The 21860-nt window shown below is 64.2% G+C and carries 15 protein-coding genes; 12 read left to right on the plus strand and 3 right to left on the minus strand.

Annotated features, from left to right (window positions below; all coding sequences use genetic code 11):
- Positions 1 to 18 precede the first annotated feature (18 nt).
- From ACQS5P_RS19915 to ACQS5P_RS19955, 9 genes are all read left to right on the plus strand, one after another.
- Positions 19 to 933 carry a zinc ribbon domain-containing protein gene (locus tag ACQS5P_RS19915; RefSeq protein WP_428938369.1) on the plus strand — a complete coding sequence of 305 codons (915 nt, stop codon included), beginning with the start codon at positions 19 to 21 and terminating at the stop codon, positions 931 to 933.
- Positions 934 to 1100: 167 nt separating this feature from the next.
- Entirely contained in the window at positions 1101 to 2570 is a 1470-nt protein-coding gene (locus tag ACQS5P_RS19920; RefSeq protein WP_428938370.1) for a hypothetical protein, read from the plus strand.
- 85 nt (positions 2571 to 2655) lie between these two features.
- Complete coding sequence (locus ACQS5P_RS19925) at positions 2656 to 3267, plus strand: hypothetical protein (protein ID WP_428938371.1); 612 nt, start codon at positions 2656 to 2658, stop codon at positions 3265 to 3267.
- A 147-nt stretch (positions 3268 to 3414) separates the two neighbouring features.
- A complete protein-coding gene (locus ACQS5P_RS19930; protein WP_428938372.1) occupies positions 3415 to 4023 on the plus strand; it encodes a hypothetical protein in 609 nt (202 codons plus the stop codon).
- 155 nt (positions 4024 to 4178) lie between these two features.
- Positions 4179 to 4919 (plus strand): CAAX prenyl protease-related protein, encoded by a 741-nt coding sequence (locus tag ACQS5P_RS19935; RefSeq protein WP_428938373.1) that lies wholly within the window; start codon positions 4179 to 4181, stop codon positions 4917 to 4919.
- A gap of 94 nt (positions 4920 to 5013) precedes the next feature.
- Positions 5014 to 5766, plus strand: a complete 753-nt coding sequence (locus tag ACQS5P_RS19940) for a phosphopantothenoylcysteine decarboxylase (RefSeq protein ID WP_428938374.1) — start codon at positions 5014 to 5016, stop codon at positions 5764 to 5766.
- 118 nt (positions 5767 to 5884) lie between these two features.
- Positions 5885 to 7201, plus strand: a complete 1317-nt coding sequence (locus ACQS5P_RS19945) for a sensor histidine kinase (protein ID WP_428938375.1) — start codon at positions 5885 to 5887, stop codon at positions 7199 to 7201.
- On the plus strand, positions 7198 to 7680 hold the full coding sequence (locus ACQS5P_RS19950) for a response regulator (RefSeq protein ID WP_428938376.1): 483 nt from the start codon (positions 7198 to 7200) through the stop codon (positions 7678 to 7680). Before ACQS5P_RS19945 ends, ACQS5P_RS19950 begins: the two co-directional genes overlap by 4 nt.
- A gap of 110 nt (positions 7681 to 7790) precedes the next feature.
- Positions 7791 to 9884, plus strand: a complete 2094-nt coding sequence (locus ACQS5P_RS19955) for a response regulator (RefSeq protein ID WP_428938377.1) — start codon at positions 7791 to 7793, stop codon at positions 9882 to 9884.
- A 19-nt stretch (positions 9885 to 9903) separates the two neighbouring features.
- On the opposite strand, the gene ACQS5P_RS19960 is transcribed toward ACQS5P_RS19955, so the two are convergent.
- From ACQS5P_RS19960 to ACQS5P_RS19970, 3 genes are all read right to left on the minus strand, one after another.
- Positions 9904 to 10401, minus strand: coding sequence for a SprT-like domain-containing protein (locus ACQS5P_RS19960; RefSeq protein WP_428938378.1), 498 nt, complete (start codon positions 10399 to 10401; stop codon positions 9904 to 9906).
- 131 nt (positions 10402 to 10532) lie between these two features.
- Positions 10533 to 14036 carry a S8 family serine peptidase gene (locus tag ACQS5P_RS19965; RefSeq protein ID WP_428938379.1) on the minus strand — a complete coding sequence of 1168 codons (3504 nt, stop codon included), beginning with the start codon at positions 14034 to 14036 and terminating at the stop codon, positions 10533 to 10535.
- Between the two features lie 19 nt (positions 14037 to 14055).
- Positions 14056 to 17922, minus strand: coding sequence for a M36 family metallopeptidase (locus ACQS5P_RS19970; protein WP_428938380.1), 3867 nt, complete (start codon positions 17920 to 17922; stop codon positions 14056 to 14058).
- Positions 17923 to 18275: 353 nt separating this feature from the next.
- On the opposite strand from ACQS5P_RS19970, the gene ACQS5P_RS19975 reads away from it, so the two are divergent.
- From ACQS5P_RS19975 to glnA, 3 genes are read left to right on the plus strand one after another with little or no spacing between them, the layout of a single operon-like run.
- Complete coding sequence (locus ACQS5P_RS19975; protein WP_428938381.1) at positions 18276 to 19997, plus strand: ATPase, T2SS/T4P/T4SS family; 1722 nt, start codon at positions 18276 to 18278, stop codon at positions 19995 to 19997.
- 58 nt (positions 19998 to 20055) lie between these two features.
- Positions 20056 to 20325 carry a 4Fe-4S dicluster domain-containing protein gene (locus ACQS5P_RS19980; protein WP_428938382.1) on the plus strand — a complete coding sequence of 90 codons (270 nt, stop codon included), beginning with the start codon at positions 20056 to 20058 and terminating at the stop codon, positions 20323 to 20325.
- Positions 20326 to 20379: 54 nt separating this feature from the next.
- Entirely contained in the window at positions 20380 to 21792 is a 1413-nt protein-coding gene (gene glnA, locus ACQS5P_RS19985) for a type I glutamate--ammonia ligase (RefSeq protein WP_428938383.1), read from the plus strand.
- The last annotated feature ends 68 nt before the right edge of the window (positions 21793 to 21860 follow it).

The following is a 21860-nucleotide window of genomic DNA, read 5'->3' on the forward strand; positions in this document are numbered from 1 at the left end:
CGGTGAGTTGCAGAGATTATGACAGCGCTGTCGCCGACGATTCGCATTCCACCACCACAGCACGAGCCGGATTTGCTTGCCGGGGCCGTGCTGAGGAGCCTGACCCGTCCGCTGTATCGGCGGGTTTCGGCCGGACCGCTTCTGGCGGTGCTGGCTTCGGTGATCTCCGGCGGAGTCCTGACGCTGCTGTTGCTGCCCCGCTGGCTGCGCGACCTGATCGCCCAGGAGCAACAGCAGCTTTGGCACCTGGCGGAGTGGATGCGGCTTCAGAGCGGCGACGTCGATGCCACGGATCTTCAGCCACTCGCGCAGCAGGTTCGCCTCAACATTCCGCTGGCACTGCTCACCTGGTTGTGCTGCGGCGCGGCCCTGGCGGTGGTCTTTGCCCATTTTGCCGAAAGGCCCTTTACGCCCGCCGAGCTGGGGCGATTCGTGTTCTCCGTCCCGAGTGGTCAGGCGCCGCTGCTGTATACGGTCGCGATCAGCGCCGCGGCGGTGTTGCATTGGATCCATGTGGTCTGGCATCAGCTCAACGTCGAACGCTACATCCGGTACTTCAACCATCTGTTGCTTCGCCAGCAGCAACCAGAGCTGCCACTTCCCAAACTGGAGCTTGGCTTGCGGCCTGTGTGGATTGCGCTGGGGGTGGGTCTGTCGGCGGCGGGAGGGTTGTGGGGGTTGCCACTGATGCTGGCGGCAGCGGCGCATCGACGATATACCACGCGAAGCAGCGTGCGGCAGCGTGCCGAGCTGGCCGAGCGACTTCGCGCCATGCTGCTCCAGCGCCGCCCGATGATGCGGGTGCCCCGTCCGATCAGCGTCATGCGAACGTGCATCCGCCCCAACTGCCGGGCGGCGATCCCGACGGTGGCCAATTTCTGCCCCAGGTGCGGCACAAGAGCGGTCGCGCGGGCGATGGAGGTTGTGGCTTGAAGCAGTGTCAGGCGTAGGTGCTCGAGTGCATCTCAGTCGATCGCCGAACACGGATGATTGGCCACTGGCCAACGGATCGCGTATGTCTCACATGTACGTCATCCTCTGCGTCGTCGGCTGGACGTGGGCGGCGGTGGCGTTTGCGTACCTGCTGGTTCGTCTGAAGCATGAGAAACAGTCCTGATCCATCGGTTCACCAGGCCCGCGAGCAGCAGTTCATGGCTCATGTGGAGCAACTGCTGGGCGACAGCCGGCTGATCGTCGATACGACCGCCGGTCGCCGCGCGGTGCCGAATCTTCTGCCGCAGGCGACACGTTCGGATCGCGGCACGGACCTGAAGCGATTGATGTCGGAAATGAACCTGCCGGATCGCGAGCTTCAAAGCCGCATGCCGGTCGGGCAGTCGATGCAAGTGACGTTGCGGGCCAGAAAGTGGTGGGTGCTGAGCCGCGTGGTTGGGCGCATCCAGGTTCAGTGCGTTTCGCCGACGCGCGCCCTGCTGGCGGGGGAAACACCCAAACCACTGGATTTGCAGGAAACCCGCCGGATTCTGAGTGAGCTTCCCGCCGCTGCGGGGGTCCCGACCACGGTCGTGCTGCTGTCCACCAGCGGGTTCGAGATCAATGCCCGAGAGGCGGCCAGCCGCAGCGCCGAGCGAACGGTGATCCTTGTAGAGCCGAACGATGCCGGCGGGTGGAGTTCGTACGGGCCGCTGGAGACCAAGGCGCTGGTGGACCTGTTCGACCCGGAACTGGAACAGCAGAAGCGCCAGCGTGTTCGGCAGGTGATCCAGGCAAGCACGGTGGAGCTGCTTAGCGGCGGCATTGCCGCCGACAAGATCGCCGCCAAAACGCAACTTCCGCTTTCTTTTGTCGAGGCGGAGGTAAAATCGTATGCCAAGCAGAACCCGGGCCTGGCGGCCAAGCGACTGGACGGGCGGGTGGTGCTGTATCGCGAAGGCTCGTCGCCTGTCGCGGTTGCCGCATCGGCGGCGGGAGGAGCGGACATGCCCCTGATCGACCGCATCAAGAGTCTGTTCAACCGCAAGGGCGACACCGAGAAGAAGATCGCCTTCCTGTCCGAGCGCAAGGCCGCCCTGACCCAGCAGCGCGACCGCTGCTACGAGGACGTCGCCGCCCTGGAGCAGCAGGACGAACAGCTCCGCCAGCAGTTCAAGCAAACCAGCAGCGGGATCACGCGCCGGCGAATCACCAGCCAGATCGTGCAGCTTCGCAAGGACATCGAGCGCCGCCAGCAGATGCTTCAGGTGCTCAACCAGCAGATCAATATTGTCGGCACCCATCTGCACAACCTGGAACTGACACAGCAGGGGCAGACCGCCAGGCTGCCGGACAGCGAACAGATCGCCTCGGATGCGGCGGCGGCGGAGCAGATGCTGGCGCAGCTTCAGGCGGACAACGAACTGGCCGATTCGGTCGGGGCCGTGGCGCACGCGGGAATGACCGAAGAGGAACGGGCGCTGTACGAGGAGCTGGAGCGAGAAGCCGGCGGCCCGGAAACGACCAGGGTTCAGCTCGAGCACGCCGAGCCGCAGCTCAGCGACGAGCCGCCCGCCACGCCGCAGAAGGCCGCGCCCCCGGCGCCGCAGCGTCGCGCCGAACCGGAAGCGGGTTGAGTTGGAGACTGGCGATTCTGGATTTGCGATTTGCGATCGACCTGCGTCCAAGTCAGCAATCCAAAATCAAGAATCGAACATCGACATGGCACTGATCAACAAGCTGTTTTCCAGGAGCAGGACTCTCAGCGAGCTGAGCCGTCAGGAACTGCGCAAGGAGGAGATTCTTCTGACACGGCAGCGCGACCGGTTGTTCAAGCGTCTGGAGCAGATCGCCGCCGAAAAACAGAAAATCTTCCAGCAGGGCGCGGCGCAGAAGTCGCCCGACCTGCGAAAGGCTCTGGCCCAGGATTTCGAGCTTAAGACCCAGGAGCAGCTCATGGCGGCGCGTGAGCTGAACCTGCGATCCAAGGAACTGCTGACGGTCTCGCGATTGCGGATGATCAAGGAGAACCAGGCGCGCGGCAAGGCGCTGGGCCGGCTGAATGTCACCGACAAAGACGTGGCGAGAATCACCCAGTGGATCGAGGACGATTCGGTCACACAGGAGATGTACGTCGAGCGGCTCGACGCGATCCTGGAAACGGGGGTGCAGGCCGACAAGGACGCGCTGGCTTCGGCACGCCTGACCAGCGCCGGCCAGGAACTGATGGAAATCTGGAACCAGATGGATCGCGGCCGATTGAAGCAGGACGAGGCCTTCGAGGAGGCGGACAAAGCCGTAAGACAGCGTCACGCGGCGAAGGAAGGATTGTGAAACCGCGGATGAACGCGGATTGAGCTGGTTGTGACACGGGCGTCCCGCCCGTGCCAGCGATCCGCGCACGACCGAGATGGCTGTGTCACAAGCGGCCTGATCTGTGTGCATCGGCGTTCATCTGCGGTTCCAACTTCTGAGGTTCCGATGGGCCTGTTCAAGTCTAAAGAAGAGCGTCGCATCGAGCGTGAGATGAAGATCCGCGCCGGGCTGCGGGCGATCGAGAAGTCGATCCGCCAGCAGGAGAAGTTCGCCGAGGACTTCATCAAAAACGCCCGTCACGCCCAGCAGATCGGCGACCAGCAGCAGTACCTGTTCATCCGCAGCGCCCTGAAGAAGACGGCGGCGGTGAAGAAGATGCTGGAGCGCCAGTTGCTCGCCATCAAAAACGCGATGCTGATCCAGCAACAGGCGCAGGCCAGCCAGCAGTTCGCGCAGAGCATGGCCGAGATGGCGCGGGAGATCGGGCGGGTGTTCGGCGAGATGGACCTGACTCGCACGCAGGCGGAGTGGGAGCGCGCCGTGTCGCAGGCGGGCAGCATCGAGCAGCGCATGGAGATCTTCCTGGACAGCATGGAACAGAGCGCCATTTCCGGCGCCGCCGTCACCGCCCGCGAGGAGCTGGTCAGCGACGAGGAAATCGACCGGATGATCCAGGCCGACGTGCTGGCGCAGGAAAGGGCCGAGCTTGGCAAGCTCGATGAGCTGGAGAGCGAGATCGCCAAAGAACTGGGGGCGACCAGGCAGAAGGATTGATTCGTGCGCAGTGGGATGAGCCAGGCGGGCGTGAGCCAACCGTGTCACGGGCGTCCCGCCCGTGCCGGATGCTGTCGAAGAGCAGTGGACCTGAATAGCAGAGTTTCGTGAATTACAGCCGCACTCTGCCGGCCGTGGCACGTGGGATGAAGCGAATGACCAGCTCCAATCAGCAAAACAGACCGGCCTCGGATGCCACTGCATCGGCTCCGCGCGCGTCGCTGCTCGCGGGCGTGTCGGACACGTGGGCGTACGTGCTGCCGATGGCGATTTTCCTGGGCTTCATCTGGGTCGGTGGGCTGGAGTTCCCCAGGTATTACCCGATCGCCTACGCGCTGCGGGCGGTGCTTGTCGCGGCGGCGCTGGTGCTGTTCTGGCGGCACTACACCCGGATTCGCTGGAACCACTGGTGGCTGGGCGTCATCGTCGGCGTCGTCGGCGTCTTCCAGTGGGTGGGCATGCAGCTCTGGCTCCAGCAGCACTTTTCGTTCTTCCGGCCAAAGCCTGAAAGCGTCTTCGATCCCTCCGCGTACTTCGCCGATTCTCCGATGCTTTACGCGGCGTTCATCGCGATCCGCATCGCCGGCGCTACGCTGGTCGTGCCGGTGATGGAGGAGCTTTTCTGGCGGGACTGGCTCTGGCGGACGGTGCTGGCGCCCAATGACTTCAAGTTGGCCGAGGTGGGCGAGCCGAGCCTCAGCGCCTTCCTCATCGTTTCAGGGATGTTCGCCGTCGTCCACGGGAACTGGTGGCTGACGGCCATCGTCTGGGCCATGCTGGTCGGCGCCCTGCTGATGTACACCAGGAGCCTGGGTGCGTGCATCATTGCTCACGCGGTAACCAACCTGCTTCTGGCCGGGTACGTGCTGTACACTCGGGATTGGTCATTCTGGTAAGTCCGTACTCGGGTGTGCGATCAGCCGGCTACGGCCCGGAGGCGTGGCCGTGGCTGAGGCTCGATGGCGGGTATCGGACGGATAGAATCTGCTGATGGCAATCACTGCGCGATTTCTGGTCACCGCAGGCAACACGCAGGAGCGGATCGACGCGGTTCGCGTCTGGAGCAACATTTTCACCGGCAACACCGGGCTGAGCATCGCGCGGGCGCTGGCCGCGATCGGCGGGGATGTCGATCTGCTGACCAGCAACAGGCAGCATCTTGCCGAAATCGGGCAGGACTGGCGGCACGACAGCGGCGGGCGCATTCGCGCTGAGGGATTCACCGATCACGCCAGCCTGCGCGACGCGCTGGCGGAGAGGATGCGGCAGCAGCGTTACGACGGCGTGTTCATGTCGGCGGCGGTTTCGGACTACCGCCCGGCGGGCGTCTTCGCCGTCATCTCCCGCCAGACTCGACGTGATGGACAGCAGGTCTGGGTCGTGCAGGACGTACAGGCGCCGAAGGTCAAAAGCTCACACCACCAGATTGCGGTCCTGGGCGAGCCAACCGAAAAGCTGGTGGACCTGTTCCGCCGTGAGTGGAACTACAAAGGCTTGCTCGTGAAGTTCAAGCTGGAGGTGGGGATCGACCGCCAGGAGCTGATCCGCATCGGCCAGGCCAGTCGCATCGCCAGCGGCGCCGACTACCTGGTGGCCAACACGCTGTCGATGGTGCACGGAGCCGAGGCTGGGGCGTTGTTGCTCAGCGACAGCGGGGCCGAATGGGTCAGTCGGTCGATGCTTGCTTCCCGGCTGGCCCAGATCACAAAGGCCCGTCTTTCCCAGACTTCCCACAGTGTCTAAGTTGACGACGTGCCCATTTCGCGAGAAATGGCCCGTTGTCAGGAATTGGTACGGCGCGATACGAATATAGACGGCGCTTGCCTCGCGTCGCACTTTAGAGGCGCGCGCTGTCCTGGCCATGAGCATGAGACAAACCTGCGAGCAAGAATCGCCGGCGGCGTTTGACGCAAGCGTCTTCGATGCCATTCCGGCGGAGACAGCGGTGCTGGACGGTCAAGGCACGATCCTGGCCGCCAATGCGGCGTGGCGCCGCAGCGGTCTGGCGGCGGTTGCCGCCGGGTCCGGCAGCGGCGCGACGACGACAGGATCCTGGCCTGCGCCCGGCGATAATCTGCTGGAGTTCTTCCGTCGCGGCGAAGGCGGGTTAGCGCCGGCCGACGCTCGCTCCCTGGTTGCGGGGCTTGAGGCCGTGCTCCGCGGCACGCGCGGGCAATTCAGCCTCGAGTACGCCCGTGGCAACGGCGGGCAGCGATTCGCCTCCGCCGACGCAACCGCCACCGCCCCTGAGCCGCGCTGGTACCTGCTGCTGGCCTCGCCACTGCGGGTCGAGCCTGCCTCACCGCCGCGCGGCGCGGTCGTGATGCAGTTGGATATCACCGACCGCAAGCTTGCGGACATGGCCCGGCTGAAACGCGCGCGGGCATCGCTGCGTCGCCGCGCCGAACAACTGCTGGTTCTGGCCAGGCAGCTCAAACAGCGCAATGCCGAGCTGGATCAATTCGCCTACATCACCACTCACGATCTGCGTGCGCCGTTGCGCGGCATCGCCAACCTTTCCCGCTGGATCGAGGAGGACTTGGGCGATCGATTCACGCCCGAGGCCCATCAGCAGATGGAACTGCTGCGCGGGCGTGTGCAGCGGATGGAGTCGCTGATCGATGCGATTTTGCAGTATTCCCGTGCGGGGCGGACCCGACTTAAGTCGCAGCGAGTCGATGTGCGCGAGCTGGTCTCGGACGTGGTGGATCTTCTGGCTCCGCCACCGGGGTTCACGATCGAAATCGGCTCTCCGTTGCCGGTGCTGGAGACCGACCCGGTGCCGCTTCAGCAGGTGTTCATGAACTTGATCGGCAACGCCATCAAACATCACAATCAGCCGCAGCAGGGGCGAGTGACGATCACCTGCCGGGACGCGGGCGAGCTGTATGAATTCGCGGTTTCGGACAATGGGCCTGGAATCGACCCGCAGTACCACGAGCGGATCTTTGTGATCTTTCAAACGCTGGCGCCGCGGGACAAGGTGGAGGGCACGGGCGTGGGACTGGCGCTGGTGCAGAAACTGGTCGAGCGGCAGGGCGGGAGGGTTAGTGTGGAATCGGAACTGGGCGCGGGTGCGACGTTTCGCTTCACCTGGCCGAAGCAGCCCCCGCCGCCGCGTGGAGCGCCGCCGCCCCAGCGCAGCAGGCCACAGCAACCCAGCACAACACAGCCATGAGCACGAACAGTACCAACAGCGTTGCGACTCAGCCGCAGCTCGGCGCCGACGCTCGCGAGCGCATGCTCAACATCCTTCTTGTCGAGGATGACGAGCTGGACGTGATGAGCGTTCGCCGGGCGTTTCAGAAAAACAACATTGTCAATCCACTGCACGTGGCCAGCAACGGTGTGGAGGCACTGGAGATGCTGCGCGGGCACAACGGACGGACGCAGATCCCGCCGCAGCGGCGGATCGTGCTGCTGGACCTGAACATGCCCAAGATGGGGGGCATCGAGTTTCTCCGGGAAATCCGCAAGGATCCGGAGCTGCGCATGCTCACCGTCGTCGTGCTGACCACCAGCGACGAGGAACGCGACAAGGTTGAAGCCTACCGGCTCAACGTCGCGGGATACATCCTCAAGCCGGTGACGCTGTCGGCGTTTGTGGAAACGATGGCCACTCTCAACAAATACTGGATGGTGAACGAGTTGCCATAGCTGCCGTACAATAGAGAATCGAAGCGGGAATGGGCGGATCGCGCGGCGGCAGCAGCGGCGGAGCCGGATCGTGCCACAGGGGTGCGTGCGACCGCCCTCGCCAACTGACGATGAGTGAGGCAGAAATCCTTCGCGTGCTGCTGATCGACGACGACGAGCTGGACCGCGCCGCCGTCCGACGCGAGCTGCGCTGGTGCGATCATCCCCATATCGAGCTGACCGAAGCCGCCGACGGCGACGCGGCCCTGAAGCTGCTGGAGACCGGGCAGTTCGACTGCGCGCTGCTGGACTACCGCCTGCCGGATGTCGATGGTTTGGACATCCTGCGCCGCGCCCGCGAGCGAGGCATCCGCACGCCCATCATCATGCTCACCGGCCACGGCAACGAGCAGGTGGCGGTGGACATCATGAAAGCCGGAGCCGCGGATTACCTGTCCAAAAGCCGCGGGGCGATGGAGCATCTTTGCCAGAGCATCCGTTCGGCGGTTCGTGTCAGCCGCGCCGAGCAACGCGCTGCTTCCGACCGCGCCGAACGTCAACGCGCGCTGCACGAGCGCGCTGAAATGGCCTCGCTGCTGGATACCCTGCTGGCCTCGGCGCCCATCGGGTTCGCCTTTTTGGATTGCGACCTGCGATTCGTGCGCGTCAATGCGTCGCTGGCGCAGATGACCGGCGGCTGCGTCGAGGCGATGCTCGGCCGGCGGTTTGATGAGCTGCTCCCGGAGTTGTGGAAGGGCTGCGCCCAGGCGTTTGCGCGGGTGCAGCAGACGGGCGAGCCGTCGGTGGGGGTGGAGTGTCACACCAGCGCGCCGCAGGTTCACGCCTCCCAGGACCAGGGCCAGAACCAGCCTCACAGCGGCTCTTCAGCAGCCAGGGTCGCCCAAGCTCAGGTTACCGATGATTCACGCGACTATCTGCTGAGCATTTATCCGGTGCGCGGGGGAGACGGAAAGGTCTTTGGCATCGGCTGCGTCGTGCAGGACGTGACCCAGAGCAAGCGAATCGAGCGGGAGCTGAAGCAGGCCAGGGACGCCGCCGAAGCCGCCAGCCGCGCCAAGGATCTTTTTTTGGCTACTCTCAGCCACGAGCTGCGAACGCCGCTGACGCCGGTGCTGACCATGCTCGAATCGCTCTGCGCTCAGCCCCTGGATGATGCCGTCCGCGACTCCGTGGAGATGATCCGCCGTAACGTCGAACTTGAAGCCCGGCTGATCGACGATCTGCTGGATCTGACGAGCATCGCCAAGGGCAAGCTGCGGATCCATCCGACGACGGTGGACGTGCATGCGCTGCTGAACAGCGCCCTGGACATCTGCCGGCCGGACATCCAGGCCAGGAGTCTGCGCCTCAGCGTCGAGCTGCGTGCCCAGCGGCATCACGTGCGCGCCGACGCGGCGCGGCTCCAGCAGGTCTTCTGGAACCTGATCAAGAACGCGGCCAAGTACAGTCGGCCCGGCGGATCGATCATAATTCGCACGGGCAATACCCGCCTGGGGCCCGACGAGTATCAGGTGTTCGTCGAGGTGATCGACGACGGGATCGGCATCGAGCCGGATGCACTTGGGCGAATATTCAATGCATTCGAGCAGGGCGGTAGCAGGCCAAACACCGGAGGACTTGGACTGGGGCTGACGATTTCCAAGTCACTGGTGGAGCTGCACGGCGGGACGCTGACGGCCGACAGCCCCGGCGCCGGGCGCGGCGCGACCTTCACCGTGACGTTGAAGACGGCTGCCGCGCCGGCTGAACGGTCCGCCATTCGACAGGACCAGCCGTCCGAACCCGCCCCGTCGCACGCGCCCGGGACTGCCGCTGCCGTCAATCGCGCGCAACATCGCGCCAGACCCCGCATCCTCATGGTGGATGATCACCCCGACACCAACCTGGCCATGCAGCGGCTGCTCAGCAGTCTCGGATACGATGTGCGAACCGCGCACAGCGTCGCCTCGGCCCTTCAGGCCGCCGACCGCGAGCATTTCGACGTGCTCATCAGCGACATTGGATTGCCCGACGGCAGCGGGCTGGATCTGATGCGCCAGTTGCTGGCGCGCAAGGGATCCAAGCCCATCAAGGGCATCGCGCTCAGCGGATTCGGAATGGAGGAGGATATCCGCAAGAGCCTGGCGGCCGGGTTTCAGGAGCATCTGACCAAACCGGTGAATCTCCAGCGGCTTCAGCATCTGATTTCCGAGCTGGTGACGTGAAGTTGATCCGCCTGCAAGTTTACACATTGATGATCAGGCGGCGGTGTCCCACGATGCTCAGACGAAACAGCCGGCCGCTGCGCAGATCCTTGTAGACCACCGGTTGACGGCACTTGCGGCAGACCAGCGCGCGGGCGGTCAGCCGCCGGCGATCGTGCCACCATCCACACGTGCGACAACCGATCTGGAACCTGGCCGGCTTTGTCGGTGGAGAAACGACCTCGTCCTCGCGATAGCATCGCGTCGGCCTGGCGCCGATCCGCGCGCATACGGCGCGCCAGCTCGCCGAGTGTCCGTCGCCCGGCGTCAGGGCGTGGGCGATCTCGTGAAGGATCGTGTCGCGCACCTGGTCCGGGTCATTCAGCAGTGTCAGCCGGGCCGAGAGCGTGATCAGCTTCTGTCGATAGCGGCACGATCCGAACCGCCGGGCTGCGCGGTCGAAGCGAAAGCTCCAGCCCGCCAGTCCGTGCTGGTCCATCAGTTCCCGTGCCAGTTGTTCGGCGGCGGCGAGGTCCACTCATGCCCCCGTGATCCAAACGATGCCCTTGTTCGACAGAGTGCAGTATAGCAGCAGCGACTGTCTGCCGCGCATGGCGTGGCCGAAAAGACTCCCGACCCCTTATTCGGGCCGAAAAGACTCCCGACCCCTTATTCGGGCAGCGTTTTCTGCCAGTTGCCGCTGAGAATGTCCAGGTCCGATGTGTCAACCGTGCCGTCGTAGTTGAAGTCGGCCTGCGAGAACGTGCGCGACGATTGCCCCCAGTTGCTGGCCAGCACGCTCAGATCCCGGATGTCCACGACGCGGTCGCGGTTGGCGTCGCCACCGAGCACGAAAAAGTCGCTGACGCTGGCCGATGCAAGCGTGTTGCCGGACAGGTCGCTGACCGCTGCCGCGCCCAGAGTGGCGCGATAGTTGCCATCCGGCAGAATGCCCCCGGCAAATCCCGTGAATGTGAATGTCGCCGTCCGGCTGAGCGTGTCGTAAGTCACCGAGATCGACTCGGCCGGGATGGTTGTGGCAGTGGTCAGGTTCTCCAGCAGCAAGTCCGCCGCCTCGATGCTGCCGGCGGTCATGTCCTCATCGAACGTGATCGAGAATCGCTGGGCCGATTCGAACTGAAAGACGGTCGAGATAACGCCGGGCGAGATCGTCTCGTGGTTGCCGAAGTCGCGGCTGGTGATGCTGGAGTTGGCCTGCACGCGGACGTAGTGGACGAATTCATCCGCCTGCGTTCCGTAGATGTTCAGCTTCCAGTCGTTCCAGGTTCCGACGGTTCCGTTGGCGGCATCGACGACCTTCAGCGTCCAGGTTCCGCGCGAGATCTCGTTCCAGTTGCGTTTGGTGGTGAAGGTCCAGTTGTTGTAGTGGTCGCCATTGTCGCTGTGCACATCAGCCAGCACCGATTCGGTTCCCATCGGTGAGACGAGCACGACTCGCAACTGCCCGCGGCTGGTGTGCGCGATGTTCAGCACGACCTCGACGGTCTCGACATTGATCGCCGAAGCGACCTCGAAGCTGCGCGTCAGTCCGGCGGGGTTGTTGTCGGGGATCGACTGTCCGACGCTGAGCGTGCCGGAAGTGATCGAAACCTCCGGCCCGACATTGGTCCAGGTTCTGGCCAGGCTCACGGCCGCGTCGGCATCGACGGAACCGAAGCCGTACTTGTGATTGATGTGCAATCCTGCGCCGTTGGTGGTCCAGCCGGAGTCGTTGGGATCGTTTTTCCGCGCGGTGCGAGCCAGAATGTGCTGCACATCCCGCCAGGTGAGATTGGGATTGGCCTGGAGCATCAGTGCGGCGATGCCGCTGACCAGCGGAGCGGCGGCGCTGGTGCCGCCGAAGCTGCTGGTGTAGTCCGAGCCGCTGTAGCCGGGCGAGCCAACGCGGTCGGTGGTGGTGATCCCGGCGCCGGTGCCGCTGGAGTAGGCGGCGACCAGGATCGGGGCGCCAGGCTCGGAATAACTGGCCTGCATGCCGTTGTGGTCGATCGCCGATACCGCGATGACGTACCGCGAGTTGGCGTAGCCGTCGTAGTTGGTGTTGTCGCCGGAGGTTCTTCCGTTGCCGGCGGCCCAGACGTAGACCACGCCCCTGCCGCCTCGGCCATTGATCGCGCCGCTTTGAATTGCCGCCTGCGTGAGTGGCCCGGGGGCTTCCAGAGTTCGACCGTCGTCGGCCGGGCCCCAACTGCTGTTGAACACATCAATGGTGTCGATCAGATGAGCCAGTGCAGCGGCTTCCTGGGCGTCGGTGGTGGCGCCGCTGGTGAGGCGGATGCCAGCCAGCGCGGCGCGCGGGGCTGCGCCGCTGACGCCCAGAGAATTGCTCCCGCGTGCCGCGGCGACTCCCGCCACCGCCGTCCCGTGAAAATCGCTTATGCTCGGCGCCGGGTTGGCGTCGCCGCTGAAGTAATCGTAGCTCAATGCCGGAACGTAGTTGGGCAGCAGATCGCCGTGCGTGTATTCCAGCCCGTCATCCACGATCCCGATCGCCACGCCTTCGCCCTGGTAGTTGTCCCACGCACCGGCGAGATTGGCGTCGGCGCCCGGTGAGCCGCCGGATTGGCCCGTATTGCGCAGATGCCATTGGAGCGAAAACAGCGGATCGTTGGGCAGGTATCGGTTTGGCTTAAGCCTGGGGATCAGCGGATAGAAGAAACTGACGGCGGCCGGACTGGCGGCGCTGAGGCGCTGGGCGATGGCGGTGCCACTTCGCCGCGATGAAAAGCTCAGCACATACACATCCTGCACGACACGGGCAGGCATCGCTTCCACCGCGCCGATCGATCGCGCCAGCGATTTCAGGGCCGCCAGCGACCGCGCGCGCCTGGGTAGGCCAATCACCCAGTTGGTGGCGGCGCGGATCTGCCGGGCGGTGTAATGGTGCAGATCGGCGGCCTGGGAAACGGCGTCCTGAAAGATCTGTCCCAGGGCCAGACCTCGCGACGGCGCCGGGGAGCTTCTAACCGGCACAGCGGCGATGGGCTTTGCGCCAAGCGACGCCGGCGCGCCGCCGATCGTGCCTCCACTGCCGGGATACGTCTGTTGCCAACCCGGCGGCAGCACCTGCGCCACACGATAGTCGCCCGGCGCGACGTTGCCGATCGTGTACAGGCCCGATGCGCCAGTGGTGGCGGATGGCTCGCCCTGATCCAGCAGGCGATTACTGTTCAGGTCAAGAAAGACACTCCAGCCGGACAGACCCGGCTCGCCCGCATCCCGAACCCCGTTACCGTTGTAATCGTTGAAAACCGTCCCGCTGATCTGTCCGGGAAGCGGCGCGTTGCCAAAGTCGATGCCGTTCAGTTGGTCCTCGGCCAAGAGCGTCAGCACGTGCGCTGCGCCGGCAGACGGCGAGGTCTGCTGCCAGTTGGTCTGCATGATCTGCCGAACGGTGTATTCGCCTGCGGGCAGATCTGCGAACTGGTAGTTCCCCGCCGAATCGCTGAGGCGGCTGGCTTCGCCCAGCGTGAAATCCAGGGACCAGCTCTGGAGGATTCCGGCATCGGGGGTGGTGATGTCCACAACTTCCAGCGACCAGTTGCCGTTGGGATCCAGCCCGTCAAAGCTGGACAGGGCGCCGCTGGGACGGAATTCGCCGGTGAACGGCGGCGAGCCGGAATTGATGGAAACCAGAGCCTCGTCGTCAAGCGTGGTGGGGGTGGTGGAGCTGCCGAAGTTGTCGCCGCTGCCGCCGACGGCGGCGAAGAGCGTCACCCGCGTTCCGGCAGGGCCGATCAGGCTGACCTGAAGATCGGCGTCCCAGGTGTGGGTGATGTAGAGCCTGATGTTCAGGTCGGTGATCGATCCGACCAGCCCCGAAACCGAAAGGGTCGAGACCGTCGTGCCTCCATCAACAATATTGCGCGGTGTGTCGGTCGAGTTGAGGCTGGCGTTGGAGATGTTGGCGTCGAAAGCGCCGTTGTTGTTGGCGTCGAGGAAGACGGTCCAGCCGGACAAGCCCACTTCGCCGCCGTCGCGCGTGCCGTCGGCGTCCAGATCGTGGTAGACAGTGCCACTGACCGAGGCCAGCAACACGCGGCGCTCGATCGGCTCGATCACCGCTGGTCGCGCCGCCGATGGCCGCCGCGCGCCCGGCGCGCCAATCGCCCGCAAGCGGCTGGGACAAGATCGCCTGGCACTGAACATCATATCCCGAGACTCAACCCGCTCAGAGCAGCGGCCACAACGAATCAGCGGTTTCGGAGGTCAATCTCGACGACTCGGCGGCGCGGTGAATCGGCGATTCACTGAACATCGCCCCGGTGCGAGACATCGGCACGGGGCGGGAGACAGGCAGCACGCCGCCCACCACGCGCGTTTCGGTCATACGCCGCACGGTTGCAGGCGCGGGCTGTGACGTCGTGGCGGTCTGGAGATTCGCAACCGCCTCCTGGCCTTGGATCGGCTGCGGCGCCGGCGGCAGCGTTGTTTGCCAGTTCAGCGAGAGAATGTCCATGTCCGCGCGATCGACCGTGCCGTCGTAATTATAATCCCCCTGGGCGAAATTGCGCCCGGATTGCAGCCAGTTGCTGGCCAGCGGGTACAGATCGGCGATGTTGACGGTGCGATCGCGATTGGCGTCGGCGGCCAGAACAAAGAAGTCGAACGTGTGGTTTCCGCCGGGCTGTCCGTCGCCGTTGCCGTCCAGGGGGTTTCCCGCCGCATCGGTCACGCCCGAGGCGAATACGGTGAGCCGGTAATTGCCGTTCGGCAGCACGCCATTGGAATAACCCGGGAACGTCAGCGTGGCGGACTGTGTGGCGGTGTTGTAAACCAGCGAAAGATTGGCGGCTGGAATGGTCGTGCCGGTTGTGAGGTTCTCCAGCAGCAGATCCGCAGGCGACAGGCTCGCCGACACGTCTTCGCTGAACGTGAGGCTCAGACTCGGCCCGGTGAGGTAGTTGTACGTCTCGGCCGAGATCAGCGGCGCGGAGATGTCAGTGGCGAACAGGACCGCCTTGCCGCTGGAGATCCAGGGGAAGTTGCCGTCATCGTTGGCCAGCAGCAGCCGCCGGGCGCCCTGCGGGCCGGAATCCTTGATCCCTTCGGTGGCGCTGCCGCCATTGTTGTAAGTCGGGTTTTGCGCATCCAGATCGGGATAGTTCAGGATGATGCGCCCGGGACGGCCGCCGGTGTTGAGCTCGAGAATCGCCTGGAAGCTCAGGCTCGAATTCGACGAGCTGTAGGGGAAGACGTTGCTCCACTCGATGACCAGCCTTTCGGGCGTGGCGTCGCCGCTGGTGCTCTCAAAGCGATACAGGACCGTGTCGTTGCCGGCGCCGCTGGCGCCGGAAGTGCGATTAGTGACCAGATCGTCCCACAGCACGGCGATGGCACGCTGCGACGGCAGGCTCGCCAGGTCGGTATTCTGGTACTCGGAGTTGAGGCTGCCGAAAGTGATCAGCCCGTTGCTGCTGACGAACATCTGTCCGCTGCCGCTGTACGTCACGCCGTAGAAGTTGAACGTGTTGGCGCCCAGGTTCAGCGCGGTGGACCAGTCATCCTGGGAGTCGATCAGCGTGACCACGCCGCTGCTTCCGGGAACCAGGTCGATGTTTTCGAATGGATAGACCGTCGCTTCGTAGCCAAAGCCTTCAGGACCCAGCGTCGTGCGGAAGCTGAAGTTGAGAGTGAATCGGTCGTCGATGCTCTCGCCGGGGATCTGGTCCGCATCCTGATCCATCGGGGCGTTGTTGTCGGCGGCGAGGATGTCCGGCCCCAGGACCAGCGTATACGAGCCCACCGTGCTGGTGGGGGCGAAATCCAGCCGCAGCGTGGCATTATCCACCCAGGCAAAGCCGCTGATGGTTGGCTTGAGGTTGGAGCTGCCCGGGCCGGTGAAACTGAGCACGTCGTCGGCGATGGAGAAGCTGGCGGTGTTCATCGCCTGATTGAAGCTGAGCGTGATCGAGCCGACGGGCACGAGGCTGATTCCGGTCAGGGGCACGGAGGTCCTGATGATGCGGGGATCGGGCACGGGCAGGTCGAAGGCCGGGGTAACCGAAAGCGAATCGGCGCCCGGAGTGAAGAAGCTGGCGCCCATTCCACGGCGGGCAAAGGCCTGCCAGATTTCGTCCTGATTCAGTGGCGTGCCCAGCGATGCGTGAAGGTTCAGGTCCGCCTGGAGAATTGCATCCCGCGCATCCTTGAACGAGGGGTTGGCCGGCTGGATCTTCATCGCATCGATGACCAGTTGCATCGCCAGCGTGTTGCCGGCGATGTTGTTGGGATCGAACCCGCCGGCCAGGTTGCTGGTAAAGCCGTACTTGTTGATCAGCAGCCAGGTCATGTCCCACAGGACCGAGCACCAGATTTCGCCGGTGTCATGCACCTCGAAGGAGCGTGTGGTGCCGCCGCCGCTGCCACTGGATCCATACGCGTCGATCGTCAGTGGGTTGATCGACATGTTGAAGCTGTAGGGAAATCGCCGGATGCCGGCTCCGGTGACCGGGTTCTGGTTGAGCACATAGGTTCCCACGGGATAGGCGGCGTTCTGGGTGTCGGTGCTCTTCATGGTGAGCATCAGACCGAACCAGTCGCTCCAGCCTTCTCCCATGCCGCCGGATTGCGTGGCGTTCAGGGCGTTGGCATTAGCCGGCCCGCCGGTCAGCCGGTTGGAAATCCCGTGTCCGTACTCGTGGACGATGATCATGTTGTCCAGCGAGCCGTCGCGATCGGGGTTGGGGCTGGTGAACAGATACATCTGCATACGCGGGGCGAAGCCGTCGGGCGGCGTGGCGAAGTTGGCGTTGTTAGTGCCGCCGCCGTCCTGCGCGTCGGCCTGCACCGCATCGTTGCCGCTGCCGCCCCGCCCGTACGTGTTCGTCTGGAAATTGCCCGCGACTTCGGTGAAGCCGTACCGGTAGCTGATATCGTGAACCAGGTTGTTCCAGTAGAACAGGTTGGTGATGGAGGCGGCCTGATAGCTTGCCGGCGCCAGCGACAGATCCAGGGGAAAATCGAAGTTCAGCGATGCGCCGCCGCTGGGTCGCAGGCCGCCGCTGTTGTTCGCGTCGCCGTCTTCCTGAGCCGAGACGTTATTGCCGACCGTGTTGGTGAATTCGGCTCCGGGGACGCCGTTGGTGTCATGCCAACCATACGGCGAGGCCAGTACATCATGCGGATCGACGACGATGGTGCGATTGGGGCTGGCTGGACCGTCGGCGGGCGAGCGGGTCGGCGCCGCCAGCACGTGGTAGCTGGCACGATCGACCCAGTCGCTGGCGAAGACGATCTGCTGCTGCGAGTCGCTGACGGCGACGTTGTACCAGTGCTGCCCGTCGGCCGTCCGCAGGGTGATGTCCCAGGCGAGCTGCACGTCGTCGCCGCGCTTCAGCGGCACATAAACCAGTCGCGCCGGGACCGGATCCAACGACAGGTCCGACGCAGCGAAGGTGGTCAGGCGATCCGGACCCGTTGCCCGCGACAACAGGCGGAGCTTTGCCGGGGCGGCGGCGGAACGCAGCCCGAGCTGCTGCGCCGCGATCGTCACCGCCCGGGCCGCTTCGAGTTTCGGCGACACCACCGTCGCCACGTCGCGCGCCAGTTCGCGCTGCGCAAGTCCCGGCACGAACCCGCCCGCCACGCTCAGAATCCGCCCGTCGCGCATCACGTTCACCACCATGTCCGCATTGAGCACGGGCAGGTTGTTGAACTCCTGGCGAAGGTAGATGTGCGTCAGCCCCGTCAATGAATCGGTGTACTGGTCGGTGACGAAGGGCGTGGCAAACTCCGCCGGCGACACGCCCAGTTGTCTGGCGTTGGCGCGTAGATAGCTCAGGGCGATATCCAGCGGCCGACCGCGTGCCGGTGCGCCCAGCGCCTGACCCGGCCGGGCCAGCGTGTACCGCTGCGGCCAGGGATTGGCGATCAGCAGCTCTCCGTCGGCATCGACGACCCGATTAAGTTCCGTTACCTGGGCAGCGGCGGCGGCGAGCAGCCGCCGGGGCTCCAGGTGTTCGAGGGAGCCGGGGCACGACCCAAGAGCATGGCAGCGCATTGCAAGGCGCGCACGGCGGCGGATGAGAGGTTTCACGGGTGTACCTGTTCTGATCCTAAGCCACGCAAGATCGACCGGGACGACGTCGGCGGCGAGAGCGAGCGGACAATCAGCCGACGAAACACACGGGGCCAAGGGCCGACACGCGCGGCGGCGACGTGACGCATTTTCTCCGCGACATCGGGGAAAGCCTCACGTAACTCTCCCTGCCCATTTTGCTTGCGCGCATGCCCATCTTACCAGCCTACCCCCGGCCTCGCCAAGCACGAACTGGCGCGAATTGCATCGGGCGGGCGCGTGGCCTGCGAATGTGGCCTGGGTGCGAGGCTTGCGCACTTGCATCAACCGGCTCGTTTCAGTCTTCCCAATGTGATAGACTTCCAAGCCTGATGAGTCTTGCGCAACTTGAAGTTACCGCCGCCAACCAGAGCCGTACGGTGCCGATCCGCGGCAAGCTTACGATCGGCCGGCATCCGGGGAACATGCTGGTTTTGGACGACACGCAGGCCAGCCGCAACCACTGCGTAATCGAGCAGGCCGGGCAGGAGTACATCCTTCGCGACCTCGGCTCAAAGAACGGCACGCGCGTCAACGGGGTGCTGATCGCCTCGCATGTGCTCTCGCCGGGCGACGTGATCACCATCGGCCAGACCGAGATGCGTTTCGTGGTGCAGAGCTCCGAGCCGGGCGGCGCTGTCGAGCTGGATTACCTCAGTCCCGACGATGTGGTTGAAGTGCACGACGAGCACGACGGGGCGGGTGCGGGGATCGGGCTTAGCGGGCTGAAGCTTCACGAAGACTACGAGAAGGGGCTGGAGGAGCTTGCCGACGCCTTGCCGGACAAGGCGTTCGGTGAGTGGGATATCGAGCTGGTCAACGCTCGAGGGCAGACGGTTCACCAGGCCAGCCGCGCGCCACGCGGGCGCGATGCCCCGCGGCGCGAGGCGGTAGACCTGTTCCGTCTGCTGCTGCTGATCTGTTTCCGCAGCCGGGCGACGGATATCCACATCGAGCCTCGGGAGGACTCGCACCAGTGCCGCATCCGCGTGGATGGCAACATGGTGGACGTGGCACGCTTGCCCAACGCCATTGGCGTGAAGCTCACCACGCTGGTCAAGGTTCTGTCGGACATCGATATCGCACAACGCAATACGATCCAGGAGGGTCATTTCGTCGCCCGGGCGCCGTCGCCACGCGGCGGGAGGCGACGCGTGGACTACCGCGTGAGTTTCGCGCCGGCCATGTACGGGCAGAAACTCGTCATCCGCATCCTTGACACCGCCAATGCCCCAACGCGCATCGCGGATCTGATGCTTCCAGCCTGGATGTATCACGAGATCGGAACCGCCATCAAGCAGGACAGCGGGATGATCCTGGTCGCCGGGCCGACCGGAAGCGGCAAGACGACTTCGCTGTATGCGCTGATCCGCAGCATCGACGTGACCAGGCGCAACGTGGTGACGATCGAGGATCCGGTGGAGATCCAGATCGAGAACGTCACGCAGATTCCGGTGGACGAGGCCCACGGCAAGAGTTTTTCGGAGCTGCTGCGCTCGGTGCTGCGACAGGATCCGGACGTGCTGCTGGTCGGCGAGATCCGCGACAGCGAAACGGCGCGGATCGCGATGCAGGCGGCGATTACCGGACACCTGGTTTTCTCGACGGTTCACACCAAGGACACCGTGGGCACGATCTTCCGGCTGCTGGATTTGGGGATCGAACCGTACATGGTGGCCCAGGGGCTGCACGTGATTCTGGCGCAGCGACTGATCCGCAAGCTCTGCCCGTACTGCAAGAAGCCTGTCAACCCGCTGCCCGAGCAACGGCAGGCGATGGGCGAGATCGGCCAGCGGGTGCAGAAGATCTATCAGCCGGTGGGCTGCGTGCGGTGCCTGGGGACGGGGTTCTCCGGACGGCAGGCGTTTTTCGAGCTGCTGCGGGTCAACGATGCGCTGCGCGACGTGATCCTCAAGAGTCCGACGATGCAGGAGATCCAGGCCGTGCTGAGCAGCGGGCGGTTCGTCACGTTGCGGCAGAGTGCGTATCAGCTCGTGGCGGCGGGGGTCACGCCGTTCGAGGAGGTCGAGCGCATCGCCGGGCGGGACCACTGAGCGCGCGGCTGGCCGGACGGCTTGCCCGACGCGCCCTGCGATCTACAATGATCCACCGATGGCCAAGAAAAAGCTGCCGAAGGTGCTGGCGTTGCTGGACGAAGACATGTGCACGGGTTGTGAGGCGTGCATGACGGTCTGCCCGGTCGATTGCATCAGCGTGATTCCGGGCCCGCGGCACGAGAGCTCGTTTCAGGTCTGCACGATCGACCTGCCCCGCTGCATCGGCTGCACGCTGTGCCATCAGGTCTGTCCGTGGGACTGCATCACCATGATTCCCACCGACCAGTTCCTCCAGAATCAACAGACGGCCGCCCAACTGGTCTAGGGGTCAGTCGGGTTTGCCGGGGCCTATCCTGCTGAAGGGAAGAAGGAGTCGCCGATGAAACCTCAAGACGTCCTGAAGCTCTGCAAGGAGAAGAAGGTTCAGTTCGTCGATCTGCGGTTCATGGATTTTCCGGGGTTGTGGCAGCACACGACGGTGCCAGTCAATGAGTTGACGCTGGAGAGCTTCGAGACCGGTTTTGGATTCGACGGCAGCAGCATCCGCGGCTGGCAGGCGATCAACGAGTCGGACATGCTGCTGCATCCGGTGGCGGACACGGCGCGCATCGACCCGTTCCTCCAGCATACCACCCTCTCGATCATCTGCGACGTACGCGACCCGATCACCAAGAAGGAGTATTCCCGCGACCCCCGATCCGTCGCGCGCAAGTGCGCCGACTACCTCCGCAAGTCCAAAATCGCCGATCATGCGTTCTTCGGACCGGAGCTGGAATTCTTCATCTTCGATTACGTCTGGTACGACCAGGGAATCAACTTCGCCAAGTACTACATCGGCAGCCGCGAAGGCATCTGGGGACGCGGCGACGAGGATGAGACGAATCTGGGGTACAAGGTGCGGCTGAAGGAAGGCTACTTCCCCGTGCCGCCGATGGACACCATGCAGAACATCCGTTCGGAGATGGTGGCGACGCTGATCGAGATGGGGATCCCCGTCGAGGCGCATCACCACGAAGTGGCGACCGGCGGGCAGTGCGAGATCGACATGCGTTACCAGGATCTGGTGACGATGTCGGACAACGTGATGATGTACAAGTATGTCTGCAAGAACGTGGCGGCGCGACATGGGAAGGTCGTCACGTTCATGCCCAAGCCGCTGTTCCAGGACAACGGCAGCGGGATGCATGTGCACTTCAGCCTCTGGAAGGGAGACAAGCCCCTGTTCGCCGGCAACAAGTACGCCGGGCTGAGCGACATGGGGCTGTATGCCATCGGCGGGCTGCTGAAGCACGCGAGATCGCTGTGCGCGTTCACCAATCCCACCACCAACAGCTACAAGCGACTGGTGCCGGGATACGAGGCGCCGGTCAACCTCGTGTACAGCAGTCGCAACCGCTCGGCGGCCATCCGCATCCCGATGTACTCCGACAATCCCAAGACCAAGCGCATCGAGTTCCGCTGCCCGGACAGCTCGTGCAACCCATACCTGGCCTTCAGCGCGATGGTGATGGCCGCCATTGACGGAATCCAGAACAAGATCCATCCCGGCGATCCGCTGGACAAGGATATCTATCACCTGACGGAGGAAGAGTACTCGCGCATCCAGTCGGCTCCGGCTTCGCTGGAAGAAGCGCTGGATGAGCTGGAGAAGGACCATGAATACCTGCTTCAGGGCGACGTGTTCACGGCGGACGTAGTCCATTACTGGATCAAGTACAAGCGTGAGAACGAGGTGGACGCGGTCCGCATCCGCCCCCATCCATTCGAATTCTGCATGTACTTCGACATTTAGGCTGCGGAGCGTGGAGGCGGCGTTAAATCCAGGCCCGCCGGCCAGGCCGGTGGGCTTTATTCATGCGC

The organism is Fontivita pretiosa (assembly GCF_050410795.1).
Taxonomy (GTDB): domain Bacteria; phylum Planctomycetota; class Phycisphaerae; order Tepidisphaerales; family Tepidisphaeraceae; genus Fontivita; species Fontivita pretiosa.